At 40.6% G+C, this 19,149-nt stretch carries 24 protein-coding genes; 21 read left to right on the top strand and 3 right to left on the bottom strand.

Features of this window, described 5'->3' with window-relative positions; translation table 11 throughout:
• Window positions 1-11: 11 nt before the first annotated feature.
• From MHH54_RS06890 to MHH54_RS06915, 6 genes are all read left to right on the top strand, one after another.
• A complete protein-coding gene (locus MHH54_RS06890) occupies window positions 12-488 on the top strand; it encodes a flavodoxin (protein ID WP_003212484.1) in 477 nt (158 codons plus the stop codon).
• Window positions 478-1,371 carry a hypothetical protein gene (locus MHH54_RS06895; protein WP_095117790.1) on the top strand — a complete coding sequence of 298 codons (894 nt, stop codon included), beginning with the start codon at window positions 478-480 and terminating at the stop codon, window positions 1,369-1,371. The genes MHH54_RS06890 and MHH54_RS06895 overlap by 11 nt, the downstream gene beginning before the upstream one ends.
• 49 nt (window positions 1,372-1,420) lie before the next feature.
• On the top strand, window positions 1,421-1,846 hold the full coding sequence (locus MHH54_RS06900; protein ID WP_050782665.1) for a flavodoxin: 426 nt from the start codon (window positions 1,421-1,423) through the stop codon (window positions 1,844-1,846).
• Between the two features lie 109 nt (window positions 1,847-1,955).
• Entirely contained in the window at window positions 1,956-2,666 is a 711-nt protein-coding gene (gene dapD, locus MHH54_RS06905) for a 2,3,4,5-tetrahydropyridine-2,6-dicarboxylate N-acetyltransferase (protein ID WP_003212204.1), read from the top strand.
• A gap of 34 nt (window positions 2,667-2,700) precedes the next feature.
• Window positions 2,701-3,879, top strand: a complete 1,179-nt coding sequence (locus MHH54_RS06910; RefSeq protein WP_050782659.1) for an N-acetyldiaminopimelate deacetylase — start codon at window positions 2,701-2,703, stop codon at window positions 3,877-3,879.
• 50 nt (window positions 3,880-3,929) lie between these two features.
• Window positions 3,930-4,172, top strand: a complete 243-nt coding sequence (locus tag MHH54_RS06915; protein ID WP_003211408.1) for a YkuS family protein — start codon at window positions 3,930-3,932, stop codon at window positions 4,170-4,172.
• Between the two features lie 29 nt (window positions 4,173-4,201).
• Here the strand turns inward: MHH54_RS06915 and MHH54_RS06920 are convergent, their stop codons facing one another.
• Window positions 4,202-5,008: a mechanosensitive ion channel family protein gene (locus MHH54_RS06920; protein WP_003211570.1), complete on the bottom strand. Its 807-nt coding sequence runs from the start codon at window positions 5,006-5,008 to the stop codon at window positions 4,202-4,204.
• Between the two features lie 271 nt (window positions 5,009-5,279).
• Between MHH54_RS06920 and ahpA the strand changes: the two genes are divergently transcribed.
• From ahpA to rok, 3 genes are all read left to right on the top strand, one after another.
• The gene (ahpA, locus tag MHH54_RS06925) at window positions 5,280-5,822 is read left to right on the top strand and encodes a biofilm-specific peroxidase AhpA (protein WP_003211758.1); all 543 of its coding nucleotides are present in this window, start codon (window positions 5,280-5,282) and stop codon (window positions 5,820-5,822) included.
• A gap of 82 nt (window positions 5,823-5,904) precedes the next feature.
• The gene (locus MHH54_RS06930) at window positions 5,905-6,363 is read left to right on the top strand and encodes a TlpA disulfide reductase family protein (protein WP_050945138.1); all 459 of its coding nucleotides are present in this window, start codon (window positions 5,905-5,907) and stop codon (window positions 6,361-6,363) included.
• A 470-nt stretch (window positions 6,364-6,833) separates the two neighbouring features.
• Window positions 6,834-7,415, top strand: a complete 582-nt coding sequence (gene rok / locus MHH54_RS06935) for a transcriptional regulator Rok (RefSeq protein ID WP_003210851.1) — start codon at window positions 6,834-6,836, stop codon at window positions 7,413-7,415.
• 52 nt (window positions 7,416-7,467) lie between these two features.
• Here the strand turns inward: rok and MHH54_RS06940 are convergent, their stop codons facing one another.
• Window positions 7,468-8,385: a sigmaE regulated sporulation protein gene (locus MHH54_RS06940; protein ID WP_106035814.1), complete on the bottom strand. Its 918-nt coding sequence runs from the start codon at window positions 8,383-8,385 to the stop codon at window positions 7,468-7,470.
• An 84-nt stretch (window positions 8,386-8,469) separates the two neighbouring features.
• Between MHH54_RS06940 and MHH54_RS06945 the strand changes: the two genes are divergently transcribed.
• Genes MHH54_RS06945 through moaD form a run of 6 tightly spaced genes read left to right on the top strand, consistent with a single transcriptional unit; the run spans window position 8,470 to window position 12,605 of the window.
• The gene (locus MHH54_RS06945; protein WP_106029780.1) at window positions 8,470-9,051 is read left to right on the top strand and encodes a molybdenum cofactor guanylyltransferase; all 582 of its coding nucleotides are present in this window, start codon (window positions 8,470-8,472) and stop codon (window positions 9,049-9,051) included.
• Window positions 9,052-9,081: 30 nt separating this feature from the next.
• Window positions 9,082-10,098: a thiazole biosynthesis adenylyltransferase ThiF gene (locus MHH54_RS06950; RefSeq protein ID WP_106029779.1), complete on the top strand. Its 1,017-nt coding sequence runs from the start codon at window positions 9,082-9,084 to the stop codon at window positions 10,096-10,098.
• Between the two features lie 9 nt (window positions 10,099-10,107).
• Window positions 10,108-11,385, top strand: coding sequence for a gephyrin-like molybdotransferase Glp (glp, locus tag MHH54_RS06955; RefSeq protein ID WP_342500814.1), 1,278 nt, complete (start codon window positions 10,108-10,110; stop codon window positions 11,383-11,385).
• Window positions 11,367-11,891, top strand: a complete 525-nt coding sequence (mobB, locus tag MHH54_RS06960; RefSeq protein ID WP_003211651.1) for a molybdopterin-guanine dinucleotide biosynthesis protein B — start codon at window positions 11,367-11,369, stop codon at window positions 11,889-11,891. The genes glp and mobB overlap by 19 nt, the downstream gene beginning before the upstream one ends.
• On the top strand, window positions 11,888-12,379 hold the full coding sequence (locus tag MHH54_RS06965; RefSeq protein ID WP_342500815.1) for a molybdenum cofactor biosynthesis protein MoaE: 492 nt from the start codon (window positions 11,888-11,890) through the stop codon (window positions 12,377-12,379). Before mobB ends, MHH54_RS06965 begins: the two co-directional genes overlap by 4 nt.
• The gene (gene moaD / locus MHH54_RS06970; protein WP_003210852.1) at window positions 12,372-12,605 is read left to right on the top strand and encodes a molybdopterin converting factor subunit 1; all 234 of its coding nucleotides are present in this window, start codon (window positions 12,372-12,374) and stop codon (window positions 12,603-12,605) included. Before MHH54_RS06965 ends, moaD begins: the two co-directional genes overlap by 8 nt.
• A 46-nt stretch (window positions 12,606-12,651) precedes the next feature.
• On the opposite strand, the gene MHH54_RS06975 is transcribed toward moaD, so the two are convergent.
• Entirely contained in the window at window positions 12,652-13,029 is a 378-nt protein-coding gene (locus MHH54_RS06975) for a hypothetical protein (RefSeq protein WP_003211488.1), read from the bottom strand.
• Between the two features lie 509 nt (window positions 13,030-13,538).
• Between MHH54_RS06975 and MHH54_RS06980 the strand changes: the two genes are divergently transcribed.
• The 6 genes from MHH54_RS06980 to pfkB all read left to right on the top strand — a co-directional run bounded on the left by MHH54_RS06980 (window position 13,539) and on the right by pfkB (window position 19,144).
• A complete protein-coding gene (locus tag MHH54_RS06980) occupies window positions 13,539-14,165 on the top strand; it encodes a YIP1 family protein (RefSeq protein ID WP_003211611.1) in 627 nt (208 codons plus the stop codon).
• 9 nt (window positions 14,166-14,174) lie between these two features.
• Window positions 14,175-15,281: an efflux RND transporter periplasmic adaptor subunit gene (locus tag MHH54_RS06985; RefSeq protein ID WP_342500816.1), complete on the top strand. Its 1,107-nt coding sequence runs from the start codon at window positions 14,175-14,177 to the stop codon at window positions 15,279-15,281.
• Complete coding sequence (locus MHH54_RS06990) at window positions 15,278-15,979, top strand: ABC transporter ATP-binding protein (protein ID WP_106032464.1); 702 nt, start codon at window positions 15,278-15,280, stop codon at window positions 15,977-15,979. Before MHH54_RS06985 ends, MHH54_RS06990 begins: the two co-directional genes overlap by 4 nt.
• On the top strand, window positions 15,966-17,159 hold the full coding sequence (locus MHH54_RS06995; protein WP_342500817.1) for an ABC transporter permease: 1,194 nt from the start codon (window positions 15,966-15,968) through the stop codon (window positions 17,157-17,159). The genes MHH54_RS06990 and MHH54_RS06995 overlap by 14 nt, the downstream gene beginning before the upstream one ends.
• 321 nt (window positions 17,160-17,480) lie before the next feature.
• Window positions 17,481-18,236 (top strand): DeoR/GlpR family DNA-binding transcription regulator, encoded by a 756-nt coding sequence (locus tag MHH54_RS07000; protein ID WP_003211999.1) that lies wholly within the window; start codon window positions 17,481-17,483, stop codon window positions 18,234-18,236.
• Window positions 18,233-19,144 carry a 1-phosphofructokinase gene (gene pfkB, locus MHH54_RS07005; RefSeq protein WP_003211041.1) on the top strand — a complete coding sequence of 304 codons (912 nt, stop codon included), beginning with the start codon at window positions 18,233-18,235 and terminating at the stop codon, window positions 19,142-19,144. Before MHH54_RS07000 ends, pfkB begins: the two co-directional genes overlap by 4 nt.
• Window positions 19,145-19,149 lie beyond the last annotated feature (5 nt).

The raw sequence follows: 19,149 nt of genomic DNA on the forward strand, positions 1-19,149 counted from the left end.
GTGACCGATAGATGAAAGCACTAATTACATTTGCGAGTATGTCTGGTAATACAGAAGATATGGCAGCGATCATAAAGCAAACACTAGAAGGAATAGGGATCGATACAGAGATGTTGGAATTTGATGATACAAGCGCAGAGGATCTTTCTTCATACGATTATGTGTTCATCGGTTCTTATACATGGGGTGATGGTGATTTACCTTATGAAGCTGAGGACTTTTATGAAGAGGTCTCCACGCTTGAACTAAGTGACATCAAAGCAGCTGTGTTCGGGTCTGGAGATTACAGCTACCCGAAGTTTTGTGAGGCTGTCCATACATTTCATGACATGCTCAAATCAACCGGTGCATCTGTATTTCCTGAAACATTGAAAATGGAGCTTGCGCCTGATACCGATGAGGATGTGGCGTGCTGTCAGGAATTTGCGACAAGCTTTTTAACGTGGGCGGCGCTATCTGAGAAACGAGTTGAAAACCATGTTTCATAAAGGAGCGACAGCTGTTGCTGCATCTAAAAACGGTGGATACTTTGTCGCTGTAAAACGTGAAGGTATTTTTCACTACAGTGTGGAGAGCGGGTGGCAGCAACTGTTTAAGCTCAAGCATAAAATTCATGCCATCAGCTATATTGGACCTTATTTATTCGGTGTTGGTGAAAATGGCACAGTGATTAGATCAGGAGATGAAGGCCATACATGGGCGCTATCATCATTTCCAACAAATGCAGTCGTTTGGTCTATTACAGGACGCAAAGATGGGTTTGTGTGTGCACATGGAAAACATAGTATTTATGTGTCAAATGATTTCGGGATTTCCTGGGAAATTATGAAGCCATTTGCTCATGTGAACCATCCGCCTGTCATTCGTTCCTTATGTGCTGCAGGTGATCATCTTTATATTGGAACTCAGATTCATGATGTTCATGGAGGAATATGGGTGTATGACTTGGAGAGCGAACAGGTTTTCCTCCTAAACAGAGAGGAGCACCGGATGACAGCTTCTATGCTGCTCTGTCAGGAGCATCTGCTTGTTTGCGCATTGGGATCAAAAAAAGGCAAAAAGGGATCTGTTCAAATTTTAGATTTACATACCAATATGCTGCATGATATTCAATCACAAGCCTTTGCTAGAGAGGAATCATTTTTGGATGTGTCAGAGGATAATGGCATTGTGTATGTGACGACTTCACAAGACGAACACGGGTTTTCTAAAGTGTATCAGCTTGATATTGAGCAAAAAGAGCTCAAATGGTTTGATACGATCAAAGGACACGGTTTTCGTGTAGCCAATCAAAATGAAAACTTTTTCTGTGCTGGTTTATATGAAAGCAAGTTTGTAAGACCATATGAGGAGCCGGCATTGATTCATTGATAAGGAGGAAGAAAAAGTGACAGAAAAGGTTTTACTCGTGTATGCCACGATGTCTGGGAATACAGAAGCGATGGCGGATCTAATTGAAAAAGGAATAACAGAAGCAGGAGCTGGCGTGGACCGTCATGAAGCGATGGATATTGATGCAGAACTTCTCAATGATTACACGCACATTATGTTAGGTGCGTACACATGGGGAGATGGTGACCTTCCTGATGATTTTATTGATTTATATGAAGAAATGGAAGAGCTTGATTTAACGGGAAAAGCATTTGCTGTATTCGGTTCCGGGGATACATCTTATGAGCATTTTTGCGGAGCTGTTGATCTAATCGAAGAAAAAGTGAAGGAACTTGGCGGGGACATTGTCCTGCCATCCGTCAAGATCGAGCTAAATCCAGAAGGAGAAGAAGAAGAGAAATTGATTTCTTTTGGTAAACAATTTGTTCATCTTCACCAGCAGGAAGCGGGGTAATCAGTCCCGCTTGTTTTATTTTCCATTGAAGAGTCAACTCTTTCACTTGTCATTAAAACTCTCCTTTGGTACAGTAATGAAGTATAAATTAAGAGGAGGACATACATACATGAAACAAATGGACGCTAATGAAATTATTTCATTTATTCAAAATAGTACAAAATCAACACCTGTCAAAGTCTACATCAAAGGTGATTTAGAAGGTATTGAGTTTGGTGAACATGCAAAAACGTTCATCACAGGAAACACTGGAGTTGTTTTCGGTGAGTGGAGCGACATTCAAGAAGCGCTAGAAACGAACAAAGACAAAATTGAAGATGTTGTCGTGGAAAATGACCGCCGCAACTCTGCAATCCCGATGTTAGATTTAAAGAACATTAAAGCACGTATTGAGCCAGGTGCGATCATTCGTGACCAAGTTGAAATCGGTGATAATGCAGTCATCATGATGGGGGCTTCTATTAATATCGGCTCTGTGATCGGCGAAGGTACGATGATTGACATGAACGTGGTGCTTGGCGGCCGTGCGACAGTAGGTAAGAACTGTCATATCGGTGCTGGATCTGTTCTTGCAGGTGTCATTGAGCCACCATCTGCTAAACCAGTTGTCGTAGAAGATGATGTTGTCATCGGTGCGAACGCTGTAGTTCTAGAAGGTGTAACAATTGGTAAAGGTGCAGTCGTAGCTGCTGGTGCGATCGTTGTGAACGATGTAGAGCCTTACACAGTTGTAGCAGGTACACCTGCAAAGAAAATCAAAGACATTGATGAAAAAACAAAAGGTAAAACAGAAATTAAACAAGAACTGCGTCAGCTTTAATTCATACAATTCGCAGCTGAAGACATAGACGTGGATGATATATCCACGTCTTATTCGTATAGAGGAAAGGAAGCGAGTTCACTTGTTAAATCGTGAGCAATTGATATCCATTCGAAGAGATTTACATCAAATCCCTGAGCTTGGTTTTAAGGAATTCAAAACACAAGCGTACCTCATCAATCATCTTAGTGCTTATTCAAAAGATCGAGTTGAGATAGAAACATGGCGAACTGGACTTTTTGTCAAAGTAAAGGGAACAAATCCTGAGCGCGTATTTGCGTATCGTGCAGATATGGACGGTCTGTCAATTCCTGAGGACACAGGGTATCCATTTCAATCAGTACATGAAGGGAAGATGCATGCGTGTGGACATGACCTTCATATGACCATCGCACTTGGGATCATTGATCATTTCGTTCATGAGCCAATCAAAGAAGATCTATTATTTATGTTCCAACCGGCAGAAGAAGGTCCAGGCGGAGCTGAACCGATGCTTACAAGTGATGTGCTGAAAAAGTGGACGCCAGATTTTATTACAGCACTGCATATTGCACCTGAATATCCTGTCGGAACGATAGCCACAAAGCCAGGGCTGCTTTTTGCCAATACGAGTGAGCTTGTGATAGATCTTGAAGGAAAAGGCGGACACGCTGCTTACCCTCATTTAGCGAATGATATGGTTGTGGCAGCGAGCGCACTTGTAGGTCAGCTGCAATCGGTTATTTCTCGTAATGTCGATCCTCTTGATAGTGCGGTCATCACGATTGGCACGATTACCGGGGGAACGGCTCAAAATATCATTGCACAGCATGCAAAGCTTGATGGCACCATTCGTACACTTTCACCAGAATCTATGGAAAAAGTGAGAAAGCGAATTGAAGCACTAGCAAAAGGGATTGAAATTGGCTACGAATGCAAGGCAACCGTGCGATACCCTTCATCTTATTACGAAGTGGATAATTCAAAGGAACTGACAGAGGAATTTATGTCATATGTCGCCGGAGAAGGGCTTGCGAATGTGATTGAATGCAGAGAAGCCATGACAGGAGAAGATTTTGGCTACATGCTGAAAAAATACCCTGGATTCATGTTTTGGTTAGGGGTCGATTCAGAATATGGCCTGCATCATGCAAAACTTATGCCTGATGAAAAAGCGATAGAAACCGCAGTAAACGTTATGACGGCTTATTTCAAAAAGCAAGCAGGTGAATGAATAATCAAGCTACCTCCTGTACACCTTATGAACAGGAGGTGTTCTTGATTATGACAAGAATTGGTGTAGAACCATCTTTATCCGATGTAGAAGAACTACTGAAGCAAAAAGGGTATGACGTCGTACGTATTCAAAATGAACAGCAAATGGATCAGTGTGACTGCTATGTAGTCACAGGGCTAGATTCAAATGTTCTTGGCATTTCAGACACAACGACAAAGGCATCTGTGATTACCGCGTCTGGTATGACGGCTGATGAAATTTGTCAAGAAGTAGAACAGCGTGTTCAATAAAACAAACAAGAAAAAGAACCGGTAGATTATCATCCCGGTTCTTTTTGCTCTTTTTCTATATCGAGTACTTCTTTCATTTTTTTGCGCAAGATTCGTTCTACCCGCCATTGCTCCATTGTTTCGGTTTTTGCAATGATGCGCAGTACAAGGGAAGAGGATCCGAACGCCTCCACGCCGACAACTTGAGGGCCTTCGATAATTTGAGGAATGTCTTTTCGTACCTCATCACACGCAGCTTGAAGGGCTGTGATCATTTGATCCACATTCTCTTCTGGAGATAGCTCGATATCAACGAGTGCCTGCATAGTCCCTCTTGAATGATTGCTCACGTTCAATATGCTTCGATTTGGAATAAAATGAAGGGTGCCGTCAAAGCTTCGAAGCTGCGTGGTTCTAAGTCCAATTTGTTCTACGATCCCTTCAAAGCCAGCAACTGTTATGTATTCTCCCACATCGAATTGTTTCTCTAATAATATAAAGAATCCTGTCACAATATCACTCACTAGTCCTTGAGCGCCAAAACCGATTGCAAGCCCCACAACGCCTGCGCCAGCTAGCAAAGCGGTCGGGTTATAATGAAATAAGTCGAGGATCATGACAACTAAAATAAAAATCAATATGTAGGCGAAAATATTTAGCGTGAGACTTTGCAGCGTCTGAGCTCTTGATAAAGAGACGTCATGCCTTTCAGAGAAAGTGGAATAGGCACGCTTAATCATCTTATTTCCGATGGCTCTGATGATAAAATAAATCACAAAAATAGCGATTAGTTTTAGCAAAATCATACTGCTATTGAGGATAATGGAAACCCAATCTACTTGTTCAAATGCTTTCATGATCTTCAAAACCTTTCTATGTATGCTCTAATAGAGAAGCTAATCATTTGTTCCCTTCTGCAAGACATGTTAAACTTTTGTTAAGTGAAGCAAGAGATTGTGACAAATCGTTAATTAAATTTATTATTAATTAATATTGACTAAAAACCGCTTAAGTATTATAATTGTAATTGTGAAGTTATTAACTAAATGAGAATTTCAACTTTTGATTCTCATTTTATATACAGCTTAGAAGTCTGTATAAAGATATTATTTTTGGAGGGATTTACATATGGCAGAGCGTTTTGTAGGAAAACAAGCTCCACGTTTTGAAATGGAAGCAGTACTTGCTAACAAGGAATTTGGTAAAGTAAGTTTAGAAGAAAACATGAAGAATGACAAATGGACAGTTCTTTTCTTCTATCCGATGGATTTCACATTTGTTTGCCCAACTGAAATTACAGCAATGAGCGATCGTTATGATGAGTTCGAAGATTTAGATGCTGAAATCATTGGTGTATCTACTGATACAATCCATACGCATCTTGCTTGGATCAACACAGACCGTAAAGACAATGGTCTAGGCGAATTGAAATATCCGCTAGCTGCTGACACAAACCACACAGTATCTAGAGAATACGGCGTTTTAATTGAAGAAGAAGGAATTGCACTTCGCGGTCTATTCATTATCAATCCTGAAGGCGAACTTCAATATCAAACAGTATTCCACAACAATATCGGTCGTGATGTAGATGAGACATTACGTGTTCTTCAAGCATTACAAACTGGTGGACTTTGCCCAGCGAACTGGAAGCCTGGTCAAAAAACACTTTAATTGATAGCTGAAGAAACAGGAGGGTCTAACTAATGTTAGACCTTTTTGTTTCGACACATACAATGGATGGAGGCGCTTCATAATGAAATTACGTCAACCAATGCCAGAACTAACTGGTGCAAAAGAATGGTTAAATGGAGAAGTAACAAAAGAAGATCTAATTGGTGAGAAACCAACATTGATTCATTTCTGGTCAGTCAGCTGTCATCTTTGTAAAGAGGCAATGCCTCAAGTCAATCAATTCCGTGATGAATACAAGGATCAACTAAACGTGATAGCCGTTCATATGCCGCGATCAGAGGATGACCTAGATCTGGATAAGATCAAGGAAGTTGCGAAAGAGCATGAAATCACGCAGCCAATTTTTGTGGATAGTGATCATAAGTTAACAGAAGCCTTTGAAAATGAATATGTACCAGCATATTATGTATTTGATAAAACAGGTGCTCTGCGCCACTTCCAAGCTGGCGGAAGCGGAATGAAAATGCTTGAGAAACGTGTCAATCGAGTGCTTTCTGAGTCTGAAAAGGCTGCAGAATAGGCTTTCCCCCATAAATGGGGGTTTTTTCATGGACAAAAATAGGCGACCTATTGCACGGAATGGACTTCGCCTTCCTAAGAAAAGAGAAATTGGGGGAGTTTATTAAAAAATATTCCTGAAACAAAAAGACCTAAAGACCTATTTACATTTTTGTTTTGAAATGAAAATGTAAAGATTTTAACTTTTTACTATTCAGAACGTTTTTGCACAAAAGAAATTTCAGTTTGGTAAATAACGATGTAAATCAAGTAGTATAAGTGTTTATTCAAATTTTTTACAATATTTTAAGGTTTGTCAAAAGCCTTTAGTGGCAATGAAATGGCTGCCGATTGTTCCTCTTTGGCAAAATTTTAGTTGGAAATACCTATCTGATAACAAACTGTAAAATGATAAAAAAATAGTTGATAAAATTAGTTTTCTAATCTAATATTTACTATAGAATATTTTTTATATGATGAGGGGGAAATCCATTGTTTAATGAGAGGGAAGCGTTACGATTACGATTGGAACAATTAAACGAAGCAGAAGTAAAGGTCATCCGTGAATATCAAATTGAGCGAGATACGATTTATGCAAAATTAAGAGAATTAGACCGTCATGGAACAGGTCTAGTGTCAGATACAAAAAAAGAAGTGCGTACAGAAAGAAAAACGGATTCACTGCCTGTATTAGCTGAACTGGCTGCACAAGAAATGAGAAGCTACCAGCCGCCTGCACAATCACAATCAAATGCTGTATCAACTTTAGGAACAGGACAGCTAAACGGTGCACCTGTAGGTATTCCTGAAGGATCTACAAGACGCAGAAGAGGCACAGCTCGCCCTGGTTCAAAGGCAGCTAAGCTTCGTGAAGCTGCGATTAAAACGTTAAAGCGTCATAATGCAGCGATTAAAAGCTCTGAACTTCAAAAAGAAATTGAAAAAGAGAGCGGTCTTGAAATTCCAAATATGACAACGTTTATGCAAAGCTTAATTAAAATGTATCCTGAAGTGAAAAAGCCATATCGCGGACAGTATATTTTAGAAGGCGATATTCAAACAGAAGACGAATAAATAAAAAAGAAACTGCTGACGAAAAAAGCCAGCAGTTTTTTTATTGCGAGAATTACTTTTTTTGATCAACAGTATAGACAATTTTTCGTTCCTTTGACAGGTGATCACGCTGCTTTTTGAAGCCTTCAATCTTCACTGTCATGACATCTCCATTTTGCTGCACCGCATCGACTTGTGCTTGTAGCGTTTGAACTTGTTCATTCAACTTTTTCAAGATGGGTTCGATTTCTTCCGTTGTTTGCAGGAGGCTGTCTCGAGAGAATGGCTGTGAATTTGTTTGAGCTGACTGGTCAATATCAGCAAAATGAGATGCGATCCATTCCTCACTTTCGGCTAACTGCTTTTGATAGCTTGTGAGCGTTTCATAAAAAATCGCTTCCTTTGCTTTTTCAATTTGCAGTAATTTCTCTTGTGTTTCATAAAAACGCTCCTGCAGGTGTTTTACGCCTTCCTGTAATAGATTGAGCTCTGCGTTTTTATCACCTAATGTTTGCTGCAGTTTCTCAATCACAGCGGATAAAGTATTTCCTTTTTTCTCCTCTTTTGCAAGCCGTTTATCTTGATCTTGCACCCGTTCATTTAATTGTTGAGAGATTTCTTTATATTTGATGACTTTTAAATGCAGCCGGTGTTTTTCTTCCGTTTCTTTCCTTCTATGAAAGGTTTCTTTTTGGAGCATTTCATGAAGAAGGATTATTTTATGTAATAATTCAGATTTGCTGTAGGAAAGATCCTGTATTTTTGAGGCTGCATGATCTTGATCAATGGTCATTTCATCCAATTGTTGCTTTAATTGCGTGTAATCCTTTTTCATCTCGTGATATTCTTGAGTTAACTTCTTGTTTTTAGAATACGTATATGAGGACTGTAAATCAGAGATCATTTGTTGATATTTGGCTGTTTCCGCTTTTAAGTATAAATTCTCTTGAGATAGGTCATGGAATAGGGGAGAAGCATGGCGCCTGTTCATCGATAGACCCTCCTTATTCATGTTACCAATAAAGTATGCGAGATGAGAGTGATTAGAACAACCATATCAAAGGAGGGTGAGTGGATGGACATAGTCAATGTCATTTTAGCTGGAGGAGCATCCAGACGTTTTGGAGAGCCAAAGGCAAGTTATATGTATCAAGGAAAACCACTATATGAGCATGTGAAAAAGCAGCTTTTGAAAGGACAGATGGTCATCATCAGCCATCCATCACTTCTGACCTTTTTTAAAGAAAGGGGTGAACGAGATGTGTGGTTGGATGATGAAGAGGTGCTCGGATGCGGGCCGCTTGCCGGCATGTATACAGCGATGCAAAAGCAAGAAGCAGCATGGTATTTAGTGACGGCATGTGACATGCCTTTCGTGCGGAGAGAGACCGCCGAAGCATTATCGTCCTATTGCAACGAGCACGTAGATGCAATCATCCCGCTTGTTCAGGGCAGATTACAGCCTTTATTTGCACTTTATCACCGCCGCTGTCTGCCGTCCATTGATGCGTGTTTAAAAGAGAAACAATTAGCCATCAAAGAGTTAATTCAAAGGCTTAAGGTGCGTATCGTCTCAGAAGAGGAACTGAACGTAACACCAAATGAATTCCGAAATATCAATAAAAGAAGCGATTTACCTGAAAACGGTATGATATGATACATAAAAAATGGTGAGGAGAGAACAGCATTGAATGATCGATATTCAAGACAAATCTTGTTCCCTCCGGTGGGGGAAAAGGGTCAGCGTGCGCTTGCTGACAGTCATGTTCTAATTGTTGGAGCGGGTGCACTTGGAACGGCCTCTGCGGAAGGGCTTGTCCGGTCTGGGATCGGCACGTTGACGATTGTTGATCGTGATTATGTAGAATTTTCAAATTTACAGCGGCAGCAGCTGTATACAGAACATGACGCAAAGGCACATGTGCCAAAAGCAGCTGCGGCAAAAAAACGTCTCCTAGAGATCAATCATGAAGTGACCATACACGCCCTGATTGAAGATGCAGGGGTTGAGCTGTTAAGACCGTTATTTCACAGCGCAAATATTGTCATTGATGCGACGGATAATTTTGAGACGAGAATGGTCATGAATGATTTATCGCAGGAAACGAAGACGCCGTGGATATATGGTGCTTGTGTGAGCAGCCAGGGGATGTATATGACCATTTTGCCAGATAAAACGCCGTGTTTATCGTGTGTCTTTACAGAACTGCCTGTTGGCGGTTTGACGTGTGATACAGCGGGGATTATTTCTCCAGCAGTTCAGATGGTTTCTGCTTATCAGCAAACAGAGGCGCTAAAGTATTTAACAGGACATGAAGATCAAATCGAACGGAAATTTGTCACATTTGATCTTTGGCAGGCGACATCGTTTAAAATGGATTTGTCTCTTACTAAGCAGAAGAACTGTCCATCTTGCGGCAAAGATAGAACCTATCCTTATTTACACGATCAGCGTAAAAAAACGACGATTCTTTGCGGGCGGGATACAGTCCAAGTTGTATCTAAGGATCTAGCTAATCTATCATTTCAGCATGTGAAAGAGCGGCTGTCATCCATTTGTGAGGTAGAAGTGAATGACTTCTTAATCCATGTCCGCTATGAATCTTATCGTATCGTCTTTTTCAAAGGTGGACGTGCATTAATCCATGGGACAAATGATGAAAAAGCAGCCAATTCATTACTAGCAAAACTGCTAGGGATATAGGAGTGAAGTGTGATGGAAAGACGTCAGCCAATTCCAGTACAAGAAGCCATTCAAAAAGTCCATCAATATGAAAAGCATGGAGAAGCAGAATGGGTGCCTTTAAGAAATAGCCTTGAAAGGTTCATTGCAGAAGATATTTTGGCAGATCAAGATGTGCCTGCATTTGATCGGTCCCCGTATGATGGTTTTGCACTTCGGGCAGACGATACAAAAGAAGCGTCAAGCGAGCATCCGGTTGAATTTGAGGTCATTGATCATATTGGGGCAGGAGTGGTCTCAGCAAAAACCATCGGTCCCTTTCAAGCCATTCGTATCATGACAGGAGCAAAAATCCCGAATGGAGCAAATGTCGTCATCATGCTTGAGCTGACTAAAACCTTTGAAAAAGATGGGAAATCATACATGTCACTTAAAAGACCGCTGAAAAAAGGGGACAATATTTCTCGTCAAGGAGAAGAGGTACTTGAAGGGAATGTGATGCTCAAAAAAGGAACCAAAGTAACTCCGGGCGTTACGGCCTTATTGGCGACATTCGGATATGCGGTAGTTCCAGTTGTCAAAAAGCCAGTGATCGGCATCATCTCAACAGGTACAGAGCTTCTTCAAGTGAGTGATGCGATGGTGGACGGGAAGATTAGAAACAGTAACCTTAGCATGGTTTATGCCCAGATCCTTAAGGCTGGGGGAGAGCCGCTTGATTTAGGCGGTGTGTCCGATGATTTTGACAAAAGCTATCATGCAGTCAAAGCAGCCTTAAGCAAGGTAGACTTCTTAATTACAACAGGCGGAGTTTCAGTAGGTGATTTTGACTTTCTCCCCGCAATTTATGAAAAGCTGGGAGCTCAGGTGCTATTTAATAAAGTGGCCATGAGACCCGGCAGTGTAACGACGGTTGCTGCAATGCCAAATGGTCAACTGCTGTTTGGCCTATCAGGAAATCCTGCTGCCTGTTTTGTTGGCTTTGAATTATTTGTGAAACCGATGATCTATAAATGGTCTTTCAAGAAACAGCCGTTCCCCGATTTTGCTGAGGCGAAGCTGACACACGATTTCCCAAAAGCTAATCCGTTTACTCGATTTGTTAGAGCGGCACTTGAGTTCACGGGCAGTCAGCTCAGTGTGACCCCAACAGGTCTCGATAAATCAAGTGCCGTGACCTCAATAGCAGAGGCTAACTGTTTCATTGTTCTGCCAGGTGGAACAAGAGGTTTTAAGGCTGGTGATCAGGTGCATGTTCTGCTGTTTCAGCACGAAGGCGAGGGTTCCCCATGCTGGATGACACATTAAGTATATTACAGGTGGTCGGTTATCAAAACAGCGGAAAAACGTCGTTGATTGAAAAGCTCTGTCAGCTGGCTGTACTTGATGAGCTGAAGCTAGGCTGTTTTAAACACCATGGACATGGCGGTAAACCAGATCGTCTTTTGAAAGAAAAAGACACCGATCGATATGTCGGGGCAGGTGCATTTGCCGCTGGCGTAGAAGGAGAGGGTGAATTTCACTTTTCAATGCAGCACATCACGTTAAAGCAATTGCTAAACATGTGTCAGTATCTTCCATTAGACGCGGTCTTGATAGAAGGGTATAAACAGGCACCATACCGCAAAATCGTTTGTGTGAAGAATGAAGAGGAGCTCATTGATCTTTCAACACTTTCCAATATACAAGCAGCTATTTATTTTTCTCAAGAGTTTCAGTTAGCCAAAAATTACTCTTTTCCAGTGTTTTCAGCCTTTGAAAAGGATGCGAATACATTTTGTTATAACTTATTGAAGGGAGGCGGCTCTATTTGAGTGAACTTTTTAAAATAACAAAAGTGCCGATTGATGTGAATGAATTGATTCAGCATGTGACAAAGCGGAAGGCAGGGGCCATTACGACGTTTATCGGGACGGTCAGAGAGTGGACAAACGGTAAGAAAACGCTGCGCTTAACTTACGAAGCTTACATACCAATGGCAGAAAGCATGCTAAGTCAGATTGGACAAGAAATCAAGAAACGATGGCCTGATACTGAAGCTGCCATTGTGCACAGGGTCGGGACACTTGATATAACGGATATTGCTGTTGCGATAGCCGTTTCATCTCCTCATAGGAAGGCTGCATACGAAGCGAACGAATATGCCATTGAGCGAATTAAGGAGATTGTGCCGATTTGGAAAAAAGAATATTGGGAAGACGGGGAAGCCTGGGTAGGTGATCAGCTTGAAACAGTTTCATATCCAGAGGGGAAACCTAGTGATCTTCAACTTGCAAAGAAAGAAGGTGATCAGGTTGATTAGTGTATTATTGTTCGCCGGCCTTGCTGAGAAGGCCGGTAAACAACAAATCATCATTCAAAAAGATCAAACAACGGTTGATGAGATTAAATTAGAATTACAGGAGGTATATGGTGTTGATGCTGCACAAAATGTGATGGTTGCAGTCAACGAACGATATACGAGGGGAAACGCTGAAGTGTGTAGCGGGGACACTGTTGCATTCATTCCTCCTGTAAGCGGTGGATAATAGATATTAGAGGATTTGGTTATGGCCAGCGGCTGTAACCAATTTTTTATGTGTGAAAAGATTGTAGAGGTATTTGGGTGTGATCTTCGTAAATAAAACATCCCCTTCGTGCTTTAGAAATGTGAGGATCGAGCTGCTGAATCAGATCATACAATTCACTAATTCGTCTCACGTTGAAATCTGTCTGGGCTTGAAGCTGTTCTTTTAATTCTTTTGTGCTCACAATGCTACCCTTTTTCTCTTTAATAATATCTACACATCTAGCAGCGTAGTATATTTTGTCATTAGAGGGTCTGCTTTCTTTCATATCAAGTAATTTGAGCTCATGATAAATCAGTTCTCTTTCCTTTCGAAAGTATTGCCATGCTTCTTGTTCCTTTTCATAAAGTAAAATCAATTGCGTTTTCAATTTTTCTCTTAACATTCACTTGACTCCATTTCCACTATCATTTAACCTACCTCTATTTTACATTATATGAAAAAATAACTTTTGATCAAGTAAAATCATGATATTTTTAATTTTTTAATATGAAAGTATTGTTACTAAAGGCTCATTTGTTCTATAAAAGAAACCAATCGTAGTCCTATAAAGCCGGGATTTGTTGAAATTACTAGGATTATTTTAACAAAAAATTGTTGTGTCTCACGAAGACCAACCGAATTCAAAGGAAAAGGATATTTATTCCGAAAGACATGGTTTTTTTTTGATAAAATGTTTTTAGGTCAGAAAAACCTTTATTTCTTGATATGAATATGGTCTAGTCATGGTGTCATTTGGAGGATTTCATTCATGATAATAGATAATTTTTCCCTCAATGAAAATAAGAAAATCAAATCACCCATCACTTATTGGCAATCTTTTGATAAAATAGAAAGAATAAGAGAGAGCATGTGCGTTTGCATACTTGCATGACATAGAGAGGATGACATTTGATGAAAGAAAATATGCAAAAGCCTACGATCATTGGAGTGAGCACAAGGCCTTCGGAGCACCTGAAAAGAGTATGGGAAAATCCGGTGGTTTGGTGGCCTTTATCCTGCGTACTTTTTTTAACAGTGATTGTGACTTATTTGTCAGAGCTGGTGAATGAAGGAATGTGGGCAGATTTAAGCTTGCCGGTATCGGTCGTTTATGTGGTGACGCTAATTGGTCTACTTCTCGGGCTTGTGGTTAATGCTGCAATATATAAGTTCATCGTTTTTTTAGCAAAGGGTGATGCATCGTTTCAGCAGCTGTTTTCAGCGGTCCTGTTTATTACACCAGTTACGATCGTTGGTACGATTATTTCTCATCTGTCCATCATTCTGTTCCATGTGCCAAAAAACATCACAATCACCTCATTAAATGCACTCATTCAAACGTCTGGTCCATGGCATGCTGTGCTTGCCAATATTGATCTATTTGTGATCTGGAACCTTGTTTTAACAGGCTTTTTATTGATGAAAGTAGGCCATATATCGCCAAGAATCGCTTGGACCATTATAGGAGTCTTTTATCTCTTATCTATCATTTTTCAATATGTAGGAACTGCAATCACCATATCAGTAAGCTGGGGGTAGAATGTCTTTATGAGAAAGAAAATCATCATCGGATCCATTTTTATTATTGTTATCGGTCTATTTATTGGCTTTAACATTGCGAAAAATCAATCAAAGCCTGCTTCGACAGCAGCTATTAAAACAGTAAAACCTACGCAAAAAGAAATCACCACTACGGTCATGACGCCAGGGACACTTTCATTCTCTGAAGAGCAGTTCATTTATGCAGAAGAGGAAAAGGGACATTTGAAGGGGATTTCTGTGAAAGAAGGAGAAAAGGTAAAGCCTGGAACGCCGCTTCTTACATATGAAAATAGAGAGCTGGAACTTGAAGAAGAGCAGCAAGCTCTTGCGGCTGAATCCAGTACGTTAAAACGCGAACAATTACAAAATAGATTGAGCGAATTAGATAAAAAACAAGGAGGCGACTCCGTTGCCAATCCTAAAACCGAGCGAGACCAGCTTGAACTAGAGCTGAAAGCGGCTGAATTAGAACAAAAACAAGCAGAGATCAGCCAAGAAAAAGTAAAAGCACAAATAGAAGATTTAATCGTACATAGTAAAATTGCCGGTACAGTCATTTCCATTGAGCAAGAAGAAGGGGCAGGAAAGCCAGAAGAGAGACAGGCGATCATTCATATTGGCAATGAGAAAAAAATGATTGTAATAGGATTGATTTCTGAATATGACGCCATAAAAGTGAAAAAGAAACAAAAAGTAAAGATAACGTCTGATGTTATTCGCGGAAAGAGCTGGCAAGGGGTCGTGAAAAAAGTGGGGGTTGTACCTGCTCAGGCAGCATCCGAAACAACTGCAGGTGATCAAACGGTGCAATATCCAGTTGAAATCGAAATAAAAGGAAAAAAACCTGAAGCAAAACCTGGTTTTAAAATGATCATGGAAATTGAAACAGATAAGCGTCAAGCCCTAACGATTCCTGAATCAGCTGTAAAAAAAGAGGATGATGGACAATACGTTTATGTTGTCAAAAAGAATGTACTTAAAAAAGTAAAAGTAGAGCTAGGGGAAACGTCAGGTCATGATCTTGAAGTGACAAAAGGTGTCATAGCAGGGGATCAAATCATTTCTCATCCATCAGATGACATGTATGACGGAATGGAAGTGAATGCTGAATGATTCAGCTTTCAAACGTGACAAAAAGCTATGAGGTTGCCGAGGAATCATTTGATGTATTAAGTGAGGTCGATCTTGTCATCGAAAAAGGCGAGTATATGTCCATTATGGGCCCGTCCGGCTCTGGAAAATCGACGTTAATGAATATCATTGGCTGTTTAGACCGGCCAACTACAGGACAATATCATTTTCAAGGAGGAGAGCTGTCAGCAGCAAAGGATCAAGACCTCGCAGTGATTCGAAATCAATTCATTGGATTTGTCTTTCAGCAATTTCATCTGCTGCCGAGGTTAAATGCGAGGCGTAATGTTGAGCTTCCGATGATTTACGCTGGTATCAGTCAAAAGGAAAGAAAAGAACGTGCAGAGATGGCACTTGAAAAGGTTGGTTTGGCAGACCGAATGAAACATATGCCAAGTGAGTTGTCGGGAGGGCAAAAGCAAAGAGTGGCAATAGCCCGTGCAATTGTCAATAAGCCGCAGCTTATCTTAGCAGATGAACCGACAGGCGCTCTTGACTCAAAAACAAGCTTCTCAATCATGGAACAGTTTACTAAGCTGAATGAGGAAGGGACAACGATTGTACTTGTCACCCATGAAGAAGAAATAGCTGCGTATACAAATCGGACGGTCGTTGTAAGAGATGGACGACTCGTTGAAGATAGATTGACACAAGGGGACGCTATGAATGAAACTCTTTGAAAATATCAAAATAGCGATGAATTCTGTTTTAGCTCATAAATTACGTTCTATTTTAACGATGCTTGGGATTATTATTGGTGTTGGATCAGTCATTGCGGTCGTGGCTATCGGTCGAGGCGGCGAGCAAATGCTAAAAGGGTCGATTTCAGGTCCAAACAATACCGTTGATATGACATATACGCCTTCTGACGAAGAGTTAAATGCAAATCCCAACGCTTTATTCGACGCCACATTTACTGAGGAAGACATAAAAAGCATTAAGACAATCAATGGGGTGAATCAGGTTGCCTCTTCGACTGCGCAAGGAATGCAGCTGAGATTTCAAGATACGACAGTGGATGCGACAGTTAACGGTATAAATGAAGGGTATACAAATGTACATTCATTACAAATAGCAGAAGGGCAGAATTTAAGAGATATTGACTTTAGAAGCGGCAGAAGAGCCGCCCTTATCTCTGAAGGCTTACAAAAAGAATTATTTAATGGACAGAAGGCATTGGGCGAAATGATTTGGATGAACGGACAGCCGGTTGAAGTCATCGGTGTTTTAGCCAAACAAAAAGGGATGCTTTCATTCGATATGAATGAAATATATGTCCCATTCGCCATGCTCACCTCCACATTTGGGATCAATGAATACGATAAGTTGTCAATTCAAGTCGCACATGCTGATCAAATGAAGGAAGTAGGAAAGAATGCGGCTGCATTATTAAATGAAAATCATCATACAGAAGATGCTTATGAAATGATCAACATGGAAGAAATCGCAGAAGGCATCGGTCAAATCACGTCTGTTATGACCACAATCATTGGCTCAATAGCTGGAATTTCTTTACTTGTCGGCGGTATCGGCGTGATGAATATCATGCTTGTTTCTGTGACAGAGAGGACAAGGGAAATCGGTATTCGAAAAGCGATTGGAGCAACGAGGGCTCAAATACTCGTTCAATTTTTAATTGAGTCTGTCGTCTTAACCTTGATCGGCGGGTTGATGGGGATTGCACTAGGTATAGGCGGTGCCTCGTTAGTATCACTCATTGCCGGCTGGCCGTCCTTAGTATCTTGGCAAATCATCTGTGTAGGTGTGCTGTTTAGTATGTTTATTGGGATTGTTTTTGGGTTAATTCCTGCGAATAAAGCAGCAAGACTAGATCCGATTGATTCTCTTAGATATGAATAATTTCGAGAAGAACAAAAGTATACAAACAGTGTGAATTCCGCTGTAATCAAACATCAAAAGCTTTTATGCACATCGCATAAAAGCTTTTTTTAGTTCTATTGAATGAAATGAAAAATGATAGAAATGCTAAGATCATGACTTTCATCTTAATGTCACATATTTTTCAGTTTACAAATGGTACATATAAAGGTAAGATGACCATTGTGAAAGATTTTGATAGTTATTGAATGTATTTGATTGTTTTGTATTGATAATGTTGAAAAAAGCGATTACAATAAAGGTGCGCGCAAAATGAATACGTTTTCAAAAGGGGGTGTTTTCATGTTAACACCGGAAAGACATCAACTCATTATCGACTGTTTAGAAGAAAATGATGTCATCAAAATACAGGACTTAACGATTATGACGGATGCGTCTGAATCTACTATTAGAAGAGATTTATCAGCCCTTGAAGAAAAAGGATTTCTTAAAAGAGTTCATGGGGGAGCAGCCAAGATATCAAGTATCCGTCTTGAACCAGATGTATTTGAGAAATCTGCCAAAAACCTTCAAGAAAAGTCATTGGTTGCAGAGGCAGCTGCTTCACTTTTAAAACAAGGCGATTGTATTTATTTAGACGCTGGTACGACCACACAGCAAATGATTGAATATATCGATCCAGAACAAGATATTGTTGTGGTGACAAACGGTGTTATGCACATTGAAGCACTCATGAGAAAAGGCATTTCTTTTTACCTGATAGGCGGATCAGTGAAACATCGAACAGGAGCCATGGTGGGAGCCGCAGCTTTGACGGCGATGGAAAATTACCGTTTTGACAAAAGCTTTGTTGGGACGAACGGCATTCATCCCGAGGCAGGGTTTACAACACCTGATCCAGAGGAAGCGCTCATGAAAAAAAGGGCCATGAAGCAGGCGAAAAAAACCTATATCTTAACAGATGCCTCTAAATTTGGCGAAATATCGTTTTCAACCTTTGCTAGTTTACAGGAAGCCACCATTATCACAAACGACGCAAAAGAGGATTCATTCGATAATTACCATGAAAAAACGGTTATAAAGGTAGTGAAAACATGATTTATACAGTTACTTTAAACCCATCAGTTGATTACATCGTACACGTGGAGGATTTCGCAGTCGGCGGTTTGAATCGTTCAACCTATGACAAAAAATATCCGGGCGGAAAAGGGATCAATGTCTCAAGGCTTTTAAAACGTCACGGTGTTGAATCAAAAGCGCTTGGATTTATAGGCGGATTTACAGGCAAATATATTCAAGACTTTTTACAAAACGAACAATTACAAACAGCCTTTCACGAGGTGTCAGAAGATACAAGAATCAATGTGAAGCTAAAAACAGGTGAAGAAACCGAAATCAACGGACTCGGCCCATCAATTACTGAAGCGCAATTTGAGTCGTTTCTGTCTCAATTTACCTCATTGATTGAAGGAGATGTCGTTGTGTTAGCTGGCAGCATTCCTTCTTCGTTGCCTCATAACACATATGAACGTATTGCTGAAGTGTGCGAAAAGCAAGGCGTTAGAGTTGTTCTTGATATTTCCGGGGAAGCCCTTAAAAAAGCAGCAGGCTTGAAACCGTTCTTAATGAAGCCAAACCATCATGAACTAGGTGAAATGTTTGAGACGAGCATCTCTACTGCAGAAGAAGCCATTCCTTATGGGAAGAAGCTGTTAGAACAAGGTGCTGAACATGTCATCGTATCCATGGCTGGAGATGGCGCTCTCTTATTCAGTAAGGAAGGGATTTATCAGTCCAATGTTCCAAAGGGTACGCTTGTTAATTCGGTTGGTGCAGGGGATTCAGTCGTTGCAGGATTTTTAGCCGGCGTTTCGAAAGGCCTTTCGATTGAAGAATCATTTAAGCTTGGCGTCACATCAGGCAGTGCTACAGCATTTTCTGAGGAGCTTGGGACAAAAGAGCTTGTCGACACACTATTACCACAAGTAAAAGTCACACGCATTTAAAGGAG

Origin of the sequence: Bacillus sp. FSL K6-4563, from assembly GCF_038630405.1 — a bacterium.
Taxonomy (GTDB): Bacteria; Bacillota; Bacilli; order Bacillales; family Bacillaceae; genus Bacillus; species Bacillus pumilus.

Excerpts from the sequence above, each read along its gene's own strand:
- MHH54_RS06945 (WP_106029780.1), top strand. The coding sequence starts at position 8,470 with ATGGACATAGTCAATGTCATTTTAGCTGGAGGAGCATCCAGACGTTTT.
- mobB (WP_003211651.1), top strand. The coding sequence starts at position 11,367 with ATGCTGGATGACACATTAAGTATATTACAGGTGGTCGGTTATCAAAAC.
- MHH54_RS06910 (WP_050782659.1), top strand. The coding sequence starts at position 2,701 with ATGATATATCCACGTCTTATTCGTATAGAGGAAAGGAAGCGAGTTCAC.
- MHH54_RS06915 (WP_003211408.1), top strand. The coding sequence starts at position 3,930 with ATGACAAGAATTGGTGTAGAACCATCTTTATCCGATGTAGAAGAACTA.
- MHH54_RS06900 (WP_050782665.1), top strand. The coding sequence starts at position 1,421 with ATGTCTGGGAATACAGAAGCGATGGCGGATCTAATTGAAAAAGGAATA.
- MHH54_RS06895 (WP_095117790.1), top strand. The coding sequence starts at position 478 with ATGTTTCATAAAGGAGCGACAGCTGTTGCTGCATCTAAAAACGGTGGA.
- pfkB (WP_003211041.1), top strand. The coding sequence starts at position 18,233 with ATGATTTATACAGTTACTTTAAACCCATCAGTTGATTACATCGTACAC.
- MHH54_RS06975 (WP_003211488.1), bottom strand. The coding sequence starts at position 13,029 with ATGTTAAGAGAAAAATTGAAAACGCAATTGATTTTACTTTATGAAAAG.
- MHH54_RS06980 (WP_003211611.1), top strand. The coding sequence starts at position 13,539 with ATGAAAGAAAATATGCAAAAGCCTACGATCATTGGAGTGAGCACAAGG.
- ahpA (WP_003211758.1), top strand. The coding sequence starts at position 5,280 with ATGGCAGAGCGTTTTGTAGGAAAACAAGCTCCACGTTTTGAAATGGAA.
- MHH54_RS06995 (WP_342500817.1), top strand. The coding sequence starts at position 15,966 with ATGAAACTCTTTGAAAATATCAAAATAGCGATGAATTCTGTTTTAGCT.
- MHH54_RS06990 (WP_106032464.1), top strand. The coding sequence starts at position 15,278 with ATGATTCAGCTTTCAAACGTGACAAAAAGCTATGAGGTTGCCGAGGAA.
- MHH54_RS06920 (WP_003211570.1), bottom strand. The coding sequence starts at position 5,008 with ATGAAAGCATTTGAACAAGTAGATTGGGTTTCCATTATCCTCAATAGC.
- MHH54_RS06985 (WP_342500816.1), top strand. The coding sequence starts at position 14,175 with ATGAGAAAGAAAATCATCATCGGATCCATTTTTATTATTGTTATCGGT.
- dapD (WP_003212204.1), top strand. The coding sequence starts at position 1,956 with ATGAAACAAATGGACGCTAATGAAATTATTTCATTTATTCAAAATAGT.
- MHH54_RS06940 (WP_106035814.1), bottom strand. The coding sequence starts at position 8,385 with ATGAACAGGCGCCATGCTTCTCCCCTATTCCATGACCTATCTCAAGAG.
- MHH54_RS06930 (WP_050945138.1), top strand. The coding sequence starts at position 5,905 with ATGAAATTACGTCAACCAATGCCAGAACTAACTGGTGCAAAAGAATGG.
- MHH54_RS06890 (WP_003212484.1), top strand. The coding sequence starts at position 12 with ATGAAAGCACTAATTACATTTGCGAGTATGTCTGGTAATACAGAAGAT.
- MHH54_RS07000 (WP_003211999.1), top strand. The coding sequence starts at position 17,481 with ATGTTAACACCGGAAAGACATCAACTCATTATCGACTGTTTAGAAGAA.